Below are 15847 nucleotides of genomic sequence, written 5' to 3'. Positions count from 1 at the left end.
AGCGGAGCGGGGCGGGGGGAAACGGGGCGAGCCAAGCCGTTGGGTTAAAGCTCTGATGCTAAAATCGGTGCTTTCGCCGACAAAAACAACCCCATGAAATGAGCGTGGTTTTATTATCCATCGTTGGCAAGAATGGTGGTCGCGCTGCGAATAGGCTGTATCGGGGGGCCGGTTCTTTGCGGGGCACCCCGAAATTACCTGATTTTTAGCTCGCTTGTTCGGCTGTCCAAGCATGGGGGCTGGTGTCGAGCTGGCACCCGTCTCGATCGGATACCTCATTTCAATGAAGTCAGCATTCATGACGATCGTTCGCTACGGTTGGTTCGGACTCTTGGTCCTGTTGGCGTTCGGTTATCTCGCTGCGGGTTTCTCCGATCGAAAGGGGCTGCGGAAGGAGACGAGTCGCACGCCAGCGGAGCAGACTGCGTCAGCGAAGCAGACCGTCGGCTCGAGCGCGAATGCCAACCACACGCCGCCCGTTGCTCTGCCTGGCTCCGCGACGACGCTTGGGCCGCTGACCGCAATCGAAGCGAGTCTTGCCCAGGGTTGGGAGGAGGCGGGGGTTGAGCGGACCGAGATCGCAGACTGGTTGACCGTTTGTCGCCGGATGTCGTTGGCGCTGGTCGGCAACGGGCTTGCGCTGCAAGAGATTCGGCGACTCGAATCGTTGCCCGAAGGAAAACGTGAGCAATCGCACTTGGAGTCACTGCTGCGTGATCCACGCTTTCATCAATATTGGGCTGAGCGCTGGGCGCGGTTTTATGTGGGGGCCGATGAGGGGCCGTTTCTTGTCTATCGTCGGCGACGATTCCGAATGTGGTTGACCGACCAATTGGCCGCCAACACTCGCTATGACGTGTTGGTGCGGAAATTGGTCGCCGCGGAAGGCCTTTGGACCGATCAACCGCAAGTCAATTTTTTGACGGTCACCTTTGACAGCAATGATGGGCAGCCCGATCCGGTCCGTTTGGCGGCGAGGGCGTCGCGCGCCTTCTTGGGGCTTCGGATCGATTGCTTGCAATGTCACGACGATTTCCTCGGCAATGTCAGCCTAGGGAGTGCCGATTCGCCACGCGCTGGATTGCAGAGTGATTTTCATCAACTCGCCGCGTTCTTTTCGAGTGCGAAAACGAATGGATTGCAGGGGGTCCAGGAACGCAAGGCCGATTATCGCTACCAATACCTTGGCGCCGATGCCGAAGTCGAGGTGACGCCAAGTGTTCCCTACCAACCCGAGTTGCTGCCCCCGAAAGGTTCGTCTCGGAATCGCTTGGCCGTTTGGATGACGCATCCCGAGAATCGGCAAGCGGCTCGCTCGGCGGTCAGCCACATTTGGGCGTTGTTGTTTGGCCGCAGCGCCACCGACGCGATCGATAATCTTCCGCTGGATGAACCGGCCCCCGCAGTGATCGAAGCGCTGACGGATGAGTTTATTGCCAGCGGGTTTAATGTTCGCGATTTGATCCGCATGATCGTTTACTCCTCCGCGTTTCGGGTTTCCAGTCGAGCGGAGTTTGAAATCACTGCTGCTCACGAAGATAGCGGGGCGGTGTTTCCGTTGACACGTTTGCGGCCCGAGCAAGTGGCCGCCTGTATCATTCAAAGCGGGCGGATCAAAAAGATCGATCGTGATTCATCGCTGTTGCTTCAATTGGACAAATTCGGCAGCACGAACGATTTCGTTCGTCGCTACGGTGACGTCGGCGAGGATGAATTCAGCAGCGATAGCGTGACGATTTCTCAGCGTTTGATCATGCTCAACGGGTCGATGTTGCGTAAATCGATTGGCGATAACCCGGTGCTCAACTCGACCAATCACATCAATCGGTTTGCCAAATCGGATGTTCAAGCGGTTCAGACGACGTACTTGACGGTGCTGAACCGTTACCCCAGTGCGACCGAAGAGGCTCATTTTGTGAAACGTTTGAGCGAAAGTGAAAACCGCCGCTCGGGGGTGGAGGATTTGTTTTGGGTGTTGCTCAACAGCACCGAATTGGCCTGGAATCATTAGACCCGTGTAGTTCATAACCCGCAGCGTTAGCGAGGGACCGAGCCAAGAGTGATTTTTGCCTCGCTTACGCTTCGGGTTGTGAGTTTAACTGCGTACATCACTCAAGACCGTAACGCTTCGTTAAGTAAGCGGTGAAGTATCCGGGCTAGAGCTAGACTCTTTATCGAAGGACGAATCATGACTCCGAATCAAACGGATCGGCTGTGCGATCGCAACGCCCACTTTTCGCGACGAACGTTGCTCGGAGCGGGAGCGAGCGGGTTGTTCCTTTCTCAGCTCTCGCGTGCGTTGGCGCGGGCGGACGAGACCGGGGTGACCGATCGCGGGCGACCTTTGAGTGTGATCTTGTTGTGGTTAGAAGGGGGCCCAAGCCAACTCGAAACGTTTGACCCGCATCCGGGGAGCGCGATCGGTGGCGAGACGAAAGCGATCGCGACTTCGGTTGACGGAATTGAGATTGCAGACACGTTGCCGCAAGTCGCCGAGCAGATGCAGTTGGCATCGCTCGTCCGCAGTGTGACAAGCAAAGAGGGGGATCATCAACGGGCGGTCTATAATGTGAAGACCGGTTTTCGGCCGGATCCGACGCTGATCCATCCTTCGATTGGGGCGGTGGTTTGTCAGTCGGATCCAGGCGAATCGGACATCCCGCGACACATTTCGATCGTTCCTGGCGGGTCGCCGGGGCGGGGTGGATATCTCGGCGGTGCCTTTGACGCATTTAAGATGGGGGATCCCGCGGGCCCTGTCCCCGACGTTCGTCGGCCGGTCGGAAAGGACCGTTATGACAAGCGGATTGACGATCTTTACGATGTGGTTGAAGCGGAGTTTCGGCGTGGACGCTTGGCCAATCTCGATGCGAATCGAACGCTTCATCGAACGGCCACCGATGCGGCATTGCGAATGATGTCAAGCGATCAACTCGCTGCGTTTGATGTCTCGGCCGAATCACGCAGCGTGCTGGATGCGTTTGGCGATTCAGCGTTCGGGCGCGGTTGTTTGGCGGCGAGCCGCTTGATCGAAGCGGGGACACGATGCGTCGAAGTCACGCTGGGGGGATGGGATTCGCACATCAACAACCATTCGCTGCAGTCGTCGGCATGCGCGAAGCTCGATCCAGCGCTTGCCTCGCTGCTGGTGCGACTCCGTGATCGGGACTTGCTCGCCAGCACTTTGGTGGTTTGCGGAGGCGAATTTGGCCGGACCCCTACGATCAATCCTGCGGGAGGCCGCGATCATTGGCCGCATGGATTCTCGACCCTGTTGGCCGGTTGTGGGATTCGCCCGGGCACCGTCTATGGGGAGACTTCGCCCGACCCGAAGTTGGATCGCAAAAACCCGATGCAAGATGTCGCGGAGGTGACCACGGTGGCCGACCTGCACGCGACGATATTAGCGGCACTCGGGGTGCCGTACGGCGAAGAGCTTTACACGCCGATTGGCCGGCCGATGAAACGCAGCGAAGGGACGCCCATCGGATCGCTGCTGAGTTAGGGTATCGCCCTGACCTGCTCTACCAGCTGCGGGCGGCTTCGTAGCTCGAGATTTTATCTTCGTGTTGAAGTGTCAACGCGATATCGTCGAGTCCATTGAGCATGTTGTGGCGACGGCTGGCGTCGACTTCGAAGCGACGCTCGAATCCAAGGTTGTCTGAGATCGTTTGCGTCTCGAGGTTAACGGTTATTTCGTAAGACGGGTGCTCGGCGGCACGCTTAAACAGTTCGTCGACGTCGGCTTCGGACAACGTGATCGGCAGCACGCCATTCTTGAAGCAGTTGTTGAAAAAGATGTCTGCAAACGAAGGGGCGATCACGGAGCGAAATCCGTAGTCGTTCAACGCCCAAACCGCGTGCTCGCGACTGCTTCCGTTGCCAAAGTTTTGGCGAGTGATCAGGATCGATGCGCCTTGCGCCTCGGGCTGATTGAGCTCAAACTCGGGGTTGGGGGTGGTGCCGTCGTCGAGGAAACGCCAGTCGAAAAAGAGGAATTGGCCAAATCCCGTGCGCTCGATCCGTTTGAGGAATTGCTTGGGGATGATTTGGTCCGTGTCGACGTTGGCGCGATCCATCGTCACGACTTTGCCGGAATGTACTTTGAAGTCTTGCATGGGAGTTTGTGATGAAGCGAGTGATTGTTTTGAAGGATGCGAGCGGCTGCGGGGGAGCCGTATTGGGGCGGGTTCCGAGCCATCGCAATTGAAATGAATCGCGATGGTTGCGGGTCGTCTTTGAGGGTGATCCTCAAGCTAGACTGACTTGAAATCCCAATCGCGGATGTCGGTGAAACGCCCTGAGATCGCGGCCGCTGCGGCCATCGCGGGACTGACCAAATGGGTCCGGCCGCCTTTGCCTTGTCGGCCTTCGAAGTTGCGGTTGCTCGTGCTGGCACATCGTTCACCGGGAGCCAGTTTGTCGGGGTTCATGGCCAAGCACATGCTGCAACCCGCTTCACGCCAATCGAAACCCGCTTCCTTGAAGATCTTGTCGAGGCCTTCTTTTTCAGCTTGCAGTTTGACTTGACCACTGCCGGGAACCACCATCGCGTCGACGTTGCTCGAGACGTGATGGCCTTTGGCTACCGCGGCGGCCGCACGCAAGTCTTCGATACGGGCATTGGTGCACGAGCCGATGAACACCCGATCAAGGGAGACATCTTGAAGCTTCGTCTTGGCCGTCAAACCCATGTATTCGAGTGCTTGAGCGGTCGACTTTTGTTCGGTCGCGTCCGAGAAATCGGCTGGGTCGGGAACCGTTGCGGTGATGCCGAGAACCTGGCCTGGGTTGGTGCCCCAAGTGACCTGGGGTTCGATGTCTTTGCCTTGGTAAACATTCGATCGGTCATAGGTCGCACCCGGATCGGTGGGCAGCGATTTCCAGCGGCGAACGGCGGCATCAAAATCGGCTGGGACTTCGGGCAGCCCTCGCAAGTAATCAAAGGTGACTTCGTCCGGAGCGATCATGCCGGCTCGAGCTCCCGCTTCGATCGACATGTTGCAAACCGTCATGCGTTCTTCCATCGTTAGATTTCGAACGCAATCGCCGGTGAACTCCAACACGTAACCGGTTCCCCCGGCGGTGCCGATTTGGCCGATCAAATACAGGATCATGTCCTTGGCGGTGACGCCCCGTGGGAGCTCGCCGTCAACGCGAAGCTCGAAGGTCTTGGGCTTGAATTGCAACAGCGTTTGCGTCGCCATCACGTGTTCCACTTCGCTGGTGCCGATGCCAAAGGCCAAGGCCCCGAACGCACCGTGAGTGGCGGTATGGCTATCGCCGCAGACGATCGTCATGCCGGGTTGGGTGTAGCCGTTTTCAGGGCCGATGACGTGCACGATTCCTTGACGGACATCGTCGATGTCAAACAGCGTGACGCCAAACTCTTTACAGTTTTCACGCAACGTTTCGATCTGTTTACGGCTGATCGGGTCGGCGATCGGCAAACTACGGTCGCTGGTGGGGACGTTATGATCCGGGGTCGCGATCGTCCGCTCGGGACGACGGATGGGGCGGTTGGCTAGACGCAGTCCCTCGAACGCTTGGGGGCTAGTGACCTCGTGAACCAGGTGCAAATCGACATACAGGATTGCGGGTCCAGCGGTGTCTTGGAAGACGACGTGCTCGTCCCAGATTTTGTCGAGCATGGTCCGTGGGGCGGACGTTTTTCCCGTAGACGTTTGAGATTCAGACATTTTGAGTGTGCGAAACCAGGTAGAAAGAGAGGCGGAAAGATTACGTTCTACTGTCAACTGTAAACCGGAAAATGTCAACGCCCAGCTGGATTTCACTCGCGTGAGCCCGCCTCTTGGGCGACGATTTCGATGCCGAACCGGGGCGAAAGGCGATGGATTAGGCCGTCCGCCCTGCCCTCGCCCGTTAGCCCCTCGCCGACGGGGCATGGCTCCCTGTTGGGCCGCTCCCGCTGTCCAACGTTCTTGATCTAAACCCTTCTTTTTTTAGCCCAATCCCGAGAGGGATTTTAGAAATTAGCCGGTGGTTTTTGCGTAGCGAACACCACCGGAAAAACTAAACCAGCCTCTGAATTGACCCAGAAAGGGGCACTGACAACCGGGCTACGACCCCTACAGGGTCGAAAACGATTTCGCACTCTCGATTTCCGCAGGTGGCGTTTCGCTTACCTACGGCTAATCTCCTCAATTCCAATCGGGATAGGCCCAGTCGGGAGTAGGATCGAAAACCATTCGTCGTGAGATGTATAGGATAAAAAGCGGCCCGGCGCGGCCGTCTTGGCTCGGGGTGCGCCAGCGCCCCCTCTCTTCCCGCTTCTTGACTCCTGTACGACTTTTACGACGTTCGGAGCGAGCCCGAGGGCGGGTTTACTCGAGTGAGTTTACTTGGGCTGGTTTATTCGGGCTGGTTTATTCGGGCGATTCCGAGCCGAGCCACTGGAATACCGATTGAGATGCGAGTCGTTCGCGGCGGAGGCGTTCTTCGGAATCTTGGTTGGCGAGCGAGTCTTGGTTGGCGAGCAAGGCGGGGAAGCTCAGCGATTGAGGGGAGATTGCGATCGGTTCGTATTCTTCAAAGGCCTGCATCCGTTCGAAGCCACGAGCGATGCGGGTGGTTCCATCTTGGCCGGTCCATTGCAATCGGTCACTGCTTTGGTGCCATTGGCTGTGCACCTCGTCGGCGTAGATCTTGACCACGTCGTCGCCACCTCCATTGGCAAACGCTTCGACTGAATCGAAGCCGCGAGCGCTGACTTGATACCCTGGGCCGCTGATGATGGATCGGCTGGATGAAATGCTCATCGTGTCGTTGCCTGCGGAATCGTACAGCGTCGCGGTGTCGTTGCCGCCTGCGGTGGCATAGGCGTACACGCGTTCGAAACCGTAGGCGGCTTGAAAGAAGTTTTCGCTGCGAAGGCTGGTGAACTGAGGCCGCACCGCGAGCGTGTCGTCACCGGCGGTATCGTGCAAAAACGCATGGTCCTCGCCGCCTTGGGTCGCATGCACATAAATTCGTGAGACCTCGTTGACTTCGAACTGGAATCCGACCCCTGACAGTTCCGTTTTGCCGGGACCCGAACGAAGCGTGTCGTCGCCAGCGGAATCATTCAGTGTCGCGCGGTCGGCGCCACCGCCGCCGTCGAAGATCAACGTTTCCACACCCCGCAATTCGATCTCGTAGGTGTTGGACGAAATGCGACTTGCTTCGTGGGACGACGGTGGATGCATGACCAGCCGTTCGGCATCGGGCGAACCGATGATGTGTAACGAATCGGCGCCCGCGCCCACGTCAATGACGATGGGACTCGTCAATGAATCGGTGGCATCGAAGCGGTACACGTTGCCACCGCTGCGAAGTTCGATGCCGTTTCGCAGGTCAAGAACCAACGACTCATTTTCGTTGCTGCCGATGAACTCCGTCACTGCGATTTCGTCAAGCGGCGAGTTGACGGTCTCGTCAACAGGCGTGTTGACGTGCTCTGCATTGGGCTCGGTTTCCGAGGGGACGGCAAGGATCGCCGCTTGCAAATCGATGACGTGGTAAGAGGCTCCGGTTTGTGGATCGATTCGCGTGATGGTCGAGTCACGCAATCGCGCCAAAATATCGTCGGCGGTCGGCTCGAGTCCTTGGTCGATCATCGATTGGCGAATCAACATCGATGTGGCGGCGACTTGAGGCGTCGCCATGCTGGTACCGTCGAGCGATGCGAAGTCGTCGACGTTTCCGTCCCAACCATAAACGTGATCGGGGACCGAGCTGTGGATCGATTCGCCGCTGGTCGCCAGCAGCCCGTCACTACGCTGTGAAAAGGTGCTGAGTTGGCTGAACTCATTGACGGACCCTACCGCGACGACCGAATCGCTGGCGGCTGGGTACATCAAGCTGGTGTCATTGACGGAGTTGCCGAAGGAATTTCCTGCGGCGGCAAAGACAAGGATGCCGTCTTCGCGAAGCAACCTCAAGTCGTCTTCGAGGATGGACATCGCATCGGCTAGATTTTCGGCGTTCAACGCCGCACCGACGGATAAGTTCACGGTGGTGATCGGCGAATCAAATTGGTTGCGATGTTCGTGAACCCACTTCAGCGAATCTTCGATCCAGCTGAGTTGTCCAAGTCCCGCGTCGTCAAACACGCGGAGAGCGACAATGTCCGCCTGAGGGGCAATGCCCGAAAGCGAATCAGATTGGCCCGCTAGTACTCCGGCGACATGGGTTCCATGGAAACCAGCCGGTCCATCGTCGTAAGGGTTGGCATCGCTCTCGGCAAAGTCCCAGCCGCCGATGACCCGGTATCCCGGGCCGAAGCCGCCGCCCAGAGCAACGTGGTCCCAGGCGATGCCGCTATCGATAACGGCGACGGTTTGGCCGCGACCGTCCAAAGGATTACCGCTCAGCGGCGTTTGACCGCGGAGCTCATTGGCTTGTTCGATCAAATCGGGTGGGGGCTCGTTGACCGAGGCTGCGTCAATCCCAACGGAGCTCTGAGCATCGAAGCTCTGGAGGGAGAGGGGTAGCGGTGAGGCGCTGTTTGTCGATAGCGATGAGTCGAGCGGATCGTGGGACAACCCGATGCTGAGGGCTTCGAGTAGCAGATCGCTGGGGAGACTTGCCGACAACGCCAGTCGTTCTTCACAGATTTCGATCCCATCCTGGTCACCGATGCGTTGGTTGCGATCCAAGTTCTTCATTGAGGCGATTGCGTGATGGGAAGAGGGGGTTGATGACGCTCGATGGGGGCGTCGCCGGGCGTGATTAGACGCCGCTACAGAAACCCTAGAACGCAAACTCGCCCATCTTCTGCACAACCGGATTTCTTCGATCCCAGATCGACTCCTGTGGTCGGAATCGCCGACACAATAAGAGAAGTCGTTACATCTGCAACCGCGAAAGCTCGATTTGCGAGGCCATCGTCCGATGCCACTGCGTAAACTATGGAATTCAATCTGTGGACGAACCCACGGAGCCACCGAAAACACCGCCGCGGCGGATCCTGCTGCGGCACCAAGCCAACCGGAGCGTCAAAACGCTCGGTCGGCTGCGTCCACGCCCGCTGCGGTTCAGCCTGCTGCAACCGCCAAGGCGACCGCGACGGCGTCCAAACCGATCGCTGCGGCGAAGCCCGTGGTGGCAGCGCCAGCTCGTAACATCCTTGGTTTCGGAGCTCGGCCGGTCGAGCCAGCGCTTTGCAAGCTTTTGAAACCGCTGAATGTCGGTTCGCTGCTGGAAGTCGGCGTTGACGACGGCAGTCGGGCGCTGGCGATCGTTTCGACGCTGCAAGCGTCCCATCCGGAAACCAAATTGCGCTATTGCGCCATCGACGCTTTCGAGATGGGCGACGGGCCGGTGACGTTGATGCAGTTCCATCAACGGGTGCGTGGGGAAGGCGTTTGTCCGCAAATTTTCCCCGATTCCATCGAAAACGGATTGATCCGTGTGTGTCACACCGTCGGACGAGTCGATGTGGTCGTGTTGGGAGTTTCGGTCGAGCGTTGGAAAAATCCCAATACGATCGCAATGCTGCGACGGGTGTGTCACCCCGAAACCATTGTGTTCTACAACGAGAATGGAAAATGGGATCGCTTTGCCGATACCGAGGCAAGCACCGCAGGGATTCGCAAAGCGGCCTAACCAAAACATCATGCAAGCAAACGAGTTCGTTTGTGGCGATGCCCCTCGCGAGCGCAGCGAAATCGTCATTTGTCCGCATCGCTAATGAACTCGAACTTTGTCTTCGCAGTGTTGGGTTTGCCGGTTCGTTAAAATTTGACTTTTTGTCTCGGCCTGATTCCTCGGTTTGCTAGACTGCGGGCCGAGCGTGGAGCGTTTCGGCTTCGCAGCGTTTCGACTTCGCAGCGCGGCGGGGCCGACGAAGCACGACTTCACAACCTAAATTCAACCAACCTAAATTCACCAACCCGGTGTTGGGTTGTGAACGAAGTGAATGGGTTAAACGTCAACGGAGCACATCGTCCTGGAGGGGGTGGGAGCATGGTTGCCATCTCGCCATGGGGGACGCTCTTCGCCTAACGCAAAGGCAAACAAATGTGTGGAATTGTCGGTTACGTCGGTAGCGATAACGCATGCGATTTTTTGATCGGCGGATTGCGTCGGCTTGAGTACCGTGGCTACGACAGTGCCGGAGTTGCGATTTACGGCGGCAGCACATTCCACATCACACGCTCGGTCGGTCGGATCGATGCGCTTGCGATGCAGCTCGGTGCGGTGCCACCCAACGGCACGCTGGGGTTGGGCCACACCCGCTGGGCCACTCATGGACCGGCCACGATTGAAAATGCACATCCTCATCTCGGGGGCGATGGCGAGATCGTTTTAGTCCACAACGGCGTGATCGAGAACTTCCAGACTCTGAAGGACGAGTTGATCCAAAAGGGTTACCACTTTGTTTCGGCAACCGATAGCGAAGTGATCGCCCACTTGGTCGCCGAAAGCTTGAAGAACACGCCGGAAACCGTGGGACAACCGAACCTACGCTATCTGAACGCGGTGCAAGGGGCGATCTCACGTCTGAGAGGGACCTACGGATTGGCGATTGCCTTTCGCGACCATCCCAACTTCATGATCGCCGCTCGATTCGGCAGCCCGTTAGTCCTCGGAGTCGGCAAAGGAGAGTACTTTGTCGCGAGTGACGCTTCGCCATTGGTCGGACGCACCGATCGGATTGTTTATTTGGCCGATCACCAAATCGCCGTCCTGACACCGGAGGGCTTTTCGGTACTGCACCGCGACCAGGGGAAAGTTCGCGTCAACATTCGCCAATTAGAAACCGATTCGAGCGAAGCGACTCGCGAGGGATTTGAGCACTACATGCTCAAGGAGATCTATGAGCAACCCGAGTCGATTCGCAATGCCATGCGCGGTCGGTTGGACGAAGAAAATGCGACCGCAGTCTTCGGTGGGCTGAATCTGACTCCGCAACAATCAAGAATGGTCGAGCGGATCATTTTGACGGGCTGTGGAACGAGTTGGCACTCGGGGTTGGTCGGAGAGTATTTGATCGAAGATCTCGCCCGAATTCCCGTCAGCGTGGAATACGCCAGCGAATTGCGTTACCGAAATCCGCCAATCGAAAACAACACGTTGGTGTTCGGGATTACGCAAAGCGGCGAGACGGCCGACACGCTTGCCGCCCTCCGTGAAACGAAGCGAAAAGGGCATCGCACGCTCGCGATTTGTAACGTCGTGGGTAGTTCGATTGCGCAAGCCGCCGATGGAGGAGTCTATTTGTATGCCGGACCCGAAATTGGGGTCGCCAGCACCAAGGCGTTTACGTCCCAGTGTTGTGTGCTGGCGATGCTCGGATTGTACTTTGGCCGCTTGCGACATTTGAGCTTTGAGCGGGGTAAGCAGATCATTGAAGAATTGCGTCAATTGCCAAACGCGATTCAGCAAACGCTCGGCTGTAACGAGCAAGTCCGCGACGTTGCCCAAAAGTACCAAAACGCATCGACGGTGTTGTATCTTGGTCGTCAGTTCAATTTTCCCACCGCACTCGAAGGAGCGCTGAAGCTAAAAGAGATCAGCTACATTCACGCCGAAGGCTATCCCGCCGCCGAAATGAAGCACGGTCCGATCGCGCTGGTCGACAAAGAAACGCCAAGTGTTTTCATCATTCCGCGTGGCACGACCTACACTAAAGTCATGGCGAACATGGAAGAGGTCAAAGCACGCGGTGGTCCTGTGATCGCATTGGCTAACGAGGATGATCCGCAAGTCCAGGCGGTTGCCGATGATGTCATTCATGTCCCCCAGGTGCCCGAGTTTCTTCAGCCGATCGTCAACGTGGTTCCCCTGCAATTGCTGGCATACCACATCGCGCTGTTGCGAGGATGCGATGTGGATAAACCGCGAAACTTGGCGAAAAGTGTAACCGTCGAGTGACCGATAAAGCATGGTGACTCTCTAATCAAAAGAACGGCATGATGAAAATGAACCGACTCAGCGAAAACTCACGCAAAGCACTGATCGTCAATATCGGTGAATCCGCGGGCCAAGAAGTCGCGGATCTGATTGCCCAAATGGCAGCGGAGATCGAAGAGCTTCGGCAAACCAAGGTCAGCGTCACACGAATCATTCCCGGCGTTCCCGGTCCCGCGACGACCATCGAAAAGCCGGTGTAAACCCCTCGCATTCCGCTGGCGCCTTCCATTCGCATCGTTTGTACGCGGTTTTTCTCGCTGCATCATGACCACGCTTGGCGGGTGATGCTGGTACTGATTGGGTCTGCGAACTAACATGCTTCTGACTGCGGCATTTGCGTTGCCGTGGTTCGCGCTACGCGACCCTCATCCCCCCACAACCCACGCTGAATGGATCGCCGGAGCTGAGACCGCCTCCCACCAAGACCCCACCCTGCCGACGGATTGCGATTCAGTGCTCGTTGTGCGGATGGTGGCATGGCGAGTGATCCGTTCGGCATTGTATCGGTTCAGCACCCACTCGAATCAGTGACGCCTGTTTTTTCATGAGCACCTATCTTGTTACCGGTACCGCGGGCTTCATTGGTTACCACTTGGCGCTTCGGCTGCTCAAGCAAGGCGTCGATGTCGTCGGTTTTGATATCGTGAATGACTATTACGATGTTCAACTCAAGCGAGACCGACTGGCCCAACTTCACGACTTTGACAACTTCACGTTGGTGGAATCGGACTTAGCGGACCAAGCCGCCGTCAACGATGTGTTTCGCAAATACGACTTTGATCGTGTCGTTCACCTCGCCGCCCAGGCGGGCGTTCGCTATTCGCTCGAGAACCCACACGCCTATGTGACCAGTAATGTCGTCGCGTTTATGAACGTGCTCGAAGCATGCCGTCATGCCAATTCGCCGCATCTCACGTATGCCAGTAGCAGCAGCGTTTATGGCGGTTGCACTCAGATGCCGTTTTCGGTGCATGATCGGGTCGATCATCCGCTCAGCCTTTACGCGGCAACCAAGAAGGGGAATGAGCTCACCGCCCACACCTACAGCCATCTGTATGGTTTGCCGACGACGGGACTGCGTTTCTTTACGGTTTATGGACCCTGGGGCCGTCCCGACATGGCCTTGTTTTTGTTCACCAAAGCGATTCTGGCCGGTGAACCGATCAATGTATTCAATCACGGAAAAATGCGTCGCGATTTCACCTACATCGACGATATCGTCGAAGGGGTTCACCGCGTGTCCGAACAGATTGCTCAGCCCAATCCAAACTGGAATAGCGACGCTCCCGATCCGGCGACCAGCCAAGCGCCCTACCGAGTCTTCAACATTGGAAATTCCCAACCGGTTGAACTCGGCCATTTCATCGAAGTGATCGAGAATGCGATCGGTATCAAGGCGGTGAAGAACATGATGCCGATGCAACCGGGGGATGTTCCGGCAACGTATGCCGATGTCGATGCGCTCGTCGAGGCGGTTGGATTTCAGCCGGAAACGTCGATTGAAACCGGGGTCAAGCGATTTGTCGATTGGTACCGCGCGTACTATCAAGTGTAGGTCTTCGCAATGTCGGTGGTCCGCGAGAATGACCACCCGACGCGTCCGCGAGAGATCGGGGCAAGTGTGAGATGCTCTCCATTGCACTTCGGGTTAGGAACCACACGCAGCTTCAACATTTTCCCGCTCCTTCCCACCGCCCTTGTTCGGGCTGACCCCGTTGAGCTGACCCCGTTGAGCTGGGCGCGTTGAGCTGGGCGCGGAGACGGTTGCGGGTCTCGTCCGGGTGGGCACGCTGCGCCGGCCGCTCTCGATCGCAGCGTTTGAAAATGGTCTTTAAGTTATTTTGGAATTAGCGGTCGATTGGGTTTAGGTTTTGTAGCGATTATGCCGATCTTGTTGATTGGATGGATTGCTGTGCTCGGTGGTTTTGCGACTCGAGCATGCCTTTCTATCACGGAAAAACCGTTCAAGCCGCTGTTTAAGCAAGATGCAAAGCGCTTCAACGCCCCTCGCAACAAGAGTTTCCCGAACCATGCAACGCTCCGATCAACAATACGTGACTCCACCGTTTCCAGCATTCCCGAGTGTTTCACGGTACGTTCCGCTTGGTTCGATCGCCGACGCAATGGCACGCGTTTGTCGTAGCGTGGATTCTCGCGAAGGCGTTTCATTGGTCGTCGGGCCTCCGGGAACGGGCAAGTCGTTGCTATGCTCATTGCTGGTCGATCGCTACCGTGAAACTCACGATGTGGTGGTCCTCGGTGAAACCCCCATCGACAGCCCCGCAGCTTATTTGCGTCACTTGCTGCATCATCTCGGAGCGGACTATCGCGGCATTGGCGATGCCGACCTGCAACTTGCATTGGTCGATCGCGTGTGTGATAACGATCCACCCAACGCGGGGCTATTGATCATCGTTGATGAAGCCCAGGCGCTTGGTGCCGACGTGCTCGAAGCGATTCGCATGTCGACGAACATTCACAGTGGTGGCCAACCTCGAGTGTTTGCTGTGGTTGTAGGCGGAGTGCGGCTCGATGATACGCTCGCCGCACCTTCGATGGAGCCCTTCTCGCAGCGGATCGCGGCTCGTTGCTACTTGCATCCGATGAACGCCGATGAGACGCGTCACTACATTACCGAGACGATCCAGTGCTGTGGCGCCGACCCCGATTCGACCATCACGGGCGAAGCGATCTCAGCGGTCCACCACGCATGTAGTGGGGTTCCCCGCTTGGTGAATCAAATTATGACCGAAGCGATCGATATCGCTGAGGCTGCGGACGAGTCCTTGATCTCCGATTACACCATCGACTGTGCTTGGGCCCAATTGCAACAATTGCCCAGCCCGATGATTGAGTCGCCGGAATTCGCAAGCCAAGGGGCGCCGGTTGAGTTCGGAGAGCTCGAGGAACTCGATGAGACCCCGGGTGCCGACGCTCGCGTCGAGGAAGAAGTCGCCACCGCCAAAGTGGATTCGCAAGCATGCGACCCCAGTGAAGTGGACTGCGAGGCAGGTGCCTGCGATGAAATGGTTTGCGAGCAAGAAAACGAAGCGGCCGACTGTGTTGCCGCGACCGGTTCTGCAGCAACCGAGTCCGCAGATGAAAAGCGTGACCTTGTCGCCTCGACCATTCGTGAAAACATGCTCAGTGCCGACGTTGCCTCGGAGCATGCGGAAACAGTGAAGGGAGAGACCCAGTATCATTCGCTTGTTTCGTTTCCCGTTTCCAAGGTTTCGACGCTCGGCGAACGCCGCGCCGCGGTCAAGGACCCCAGCGTGATCTTTGGTGAGTTTGATGACGAAGAGGATGTGTGTTTGGGAAGTGCTGGCAAGCCAGCGGGAGCGAGGGGCGTCGCCGAATCCACTCCACTCCCACCTGCCTCGACTCCGTGCATGGATTCCGATTCGACAGGTTCCCGAACCATCGACTCGCAATCGATCGATTCTCAGTGTGATGATCTCGAAGCGATGTTGCATCAAGAGATCATTGGGATCGGCGATATGTCAGCGAATGCTAATTTCTTAGCCTTGCATGAGGCCGCCGATCAAGCGTGGGCCGAAGCAAGGTTGAACGAGGCAACGTCGAGTGAGCATTCCGATGTGGAATCGTTCGTCGACGAAGCCGAAGCGATGCCTAGCACCCTGTCGCTCCATGTCGACGAGCGTCGCACGAGTTCCTGTGAACTTGAGACGAAGCTCCGCACGGACTTATCCGACGGCTCGCTTCGTTTGACCGTACGCGACGACAGCGATCTGTTGATCATCGAAGAGGACGTCGATCTTTCCCGATCATCGAGCTCGACCTCATCGGAGCGAGATCAGACCGAGGTGTCGGTCGATTGCCATGCGATGATTCAGCGGATGCGAACGGGTTGTGGATCTTAGTTCGCAGCGTGCTGAGGTCCGCACCGGTGCTTGGGTGTGGTCCGCGA

At 57.2% G+C, this 15847-nt stretch carries 10 protein-coding genes; 7 read left to right on the top strand and 3 right to left on the bottom strand.

What is annotated here, in order from left to right; translation table 11 throughout:
* The first annotated feature begins 283 nt into the window (after positions 1–283).
* Positions 284–2011 (top strand): DUF1549 domain-containing protein, encoded by a 1728-nt coding sequence (locus Pla52o_RS14665; protein ID WP_197169254.1) that lies wholly within the window; start codon positions 284–286, stop codon positions 2009–2011.
* Positions 2012–2188: 177 nt separating this feature from the next.
* Positions 2189–3505: a DUF1501 domain-containing protein gene (locus Pla52o_RS14660; RefSeq protein WP_146595369.1), complete on the top strand. Its 1317-nt coding sequence runs from the start codon at positions 2189–2191 to the stop codon at positions 3503–3505.
* Between the two features lie 19 nt (positions 3506–3524).
* Here the strand turns inward: Pla52o_RS14660 and leuD are convergent, their stop codons facing one another.
* The 3 genes from leuD to Pla52o_RS14645 form a co-directional block, all read right to left on the bottom strand.
* Positions 3525–4118, bottom strand: a complete 594-nt coding sequence (gene leuD, locus Pla52o_RS14655) for a 3-isopropylmalate dehydratase small subunit (protein WP_146595368.1) — start codon at positions 4116–4118, stop codon at positions 3525–3527.
* Positions 4119–4256: 138 nt separating this feature from the next.
* Positions 4257–5699: a 3-isopropylmalate dehydratase large subunit gene (gene leuC / locus Pla52o_RS14650; RefSeq protein WP_146595367.1), complete on the bottom strand. Its 1443-nt coding sequence runs from the start codon at positions 5697–5699 to the stop codon at positions 4257–4259.
* 687 nt (positions 5700–6386) lie between these two features.
* Entirely contained in the window at positions 6387–8666 is a 2280-nt protein-coding gene (locus tag Pla52o_RS14645; protein WP_146595366.1) for a S8 family peptidase, read from the bottom strand.
* A gap of 226 nt (positions 8667–8892) precedes the next feature.
* Between Pla52o_RS14645 and Pla52o_RS14640 the strand changes: the two genes are divergently transcribed.
* From Pla52o_RS14640 to Pla52o_RS14620, 5 genes are all read left to right on the top strand, one after another.
* Positions 8893–9606 (top strand): hypothetical protein, encoded by a 714-nt coding sequence (locus Pla52o_RS14640; RefSeq protein ID WP_146595365.1) that lies wholly within the window; start codon positions 8893–8895, stop codon positions 9604–9606.
* Between the two features lie 414 nt (positions 9607–10020).
* Positions 10021–11877 carry a glutamine--fructose-6-phosphate transaminase (isomerizing) gene (glmS, locus tag Pla52o_RS14635; protein ID WP_146595364.1) on the top strand — a complete coding sequence of 619 codons (1857 nt, stop codon included), beginning with the start codon at positions 10021–10023 and terminating at the stop codon, positions 11875–11877.
* Positions 11878–11915: 38 nt separating this feature from the next.
* Positions 11916–12116, top strand: coding sequence for a hypothetical protein (locus tag Pla52o_RS14630; protein WP_231612350.1), 201 nt, complete (start codon positions 11916–11918; stop codon positions 12114–12116).
* Between the two features lie 344 nt (positions 12117–12460).
* Positions 12461–13471 (top strand): NAD-dependent epimerase, encoded by a 1011-nt coding sequence (locus tag Pla52o_RS14625; RefSeq protein WP_146595363.1) that lies wholly within the window; start codon positions 12461–12463, stop codon positions 13469–13471.
* Positions 13472–13946: 475 nt separating this feature from the next.
* Positions 13947–15800: an ExeA family protein gene (locus Pla52o_RS14620; RefSeq protein ID WP_197169253.1), complete on the top strand. Its 1854-nt coding sequence runs from the start codon at positions 13947–13949 to the stop codon at positions 15798–15800.
* The last annotated feature ends 47 nt before the right edge of the window (positions 15801–15847 follow it).

Origin of the sequence: Novipirellula galeiformis (assembly GCF_007860095.1) — a bacterium.
In the GTDB taxonomy this organism is placed as follows: Bacteria; Planctomycetota; Planctomycetia; order Pirellulales; family Pirellulaceae; genus Novipirellula; species Novipirellula galeiformis.
This window is presented reverse-complemented; position numbering and strand designations above follow the sequence as displayed.

Excerpts from the sequence above, each read along its gene's own strand:
- Pla52o_RS14665 (WP_197169254.1), top strand. The coding sequence starts at position 284 with ATGAAGTCAGCATTCATGACGATCGTTCGCTACGGTTGGTTCGGACTC.
- Pla52o_RS14660 (WP_146595369.1), top strand. The coding sequence starts at position 2,189 with ATGACTCCGAATCAAACGGATCGGCTGTGCGATCGCAACGCCCACTTT.
- leuD (WP_146595368.1), bottom strand. The coding sequence starts at position 4,118 with ATGCAAGACTTCAAAGTACATTCCGGCAAAGTCGTGACGATGGATCGC.
- leuC (WP_146595367.1), bottom strand. The coding sequence starts at position 5,699 with ATGTCTGAATCTCAAACGTCTACGGGAAAAACGTCCGCCCCACGGACC.
- Pla52o_RS14645 (WP_146595366.1), bottom strand. The coding sequence starts at position 8,666 with ATGAAGAACTTGGATCGCAACCAACGCATCGGTGACCAGGATGGGATC.
- Pla52o_RS14640 (WP_146595365.1), top strand. The coding sequence starts at position 8,893 with ATGCCACTGCGTAAACTATGGAATTCAATCTGTGGACGAACCCACGGA.
- glmS (WP_146595364.1), top strand. The coding sequence starts at position 10,021 with ATGTGTGGAATTGTCGGTTACGTCGGTAGCGATAACGCATGCGATTTT.
- Pla52o_RS14630 (WP_231612350.1), top strand. The coding sequence starts at position 11,916 with ATGATGAAAATGAACCGACTCAGCGAAAACTCACGCAAAGCACTGATC.
- Pla52o_RS14625 (WP_146595363.1), top strand. The coding sequence starts at position 12,461 with ATGAGCACCTATCTTGTTACCGGTACCGCGGGCTTCATTGGTTACCAC.
- Pla52o_RS14620 (WP_197169253.1), top strand. The coding sequence starts at position 13,947 with ATGCAACGCTCCGATCAACAATACGTGACTCCACCGTTTCCAGCATTC.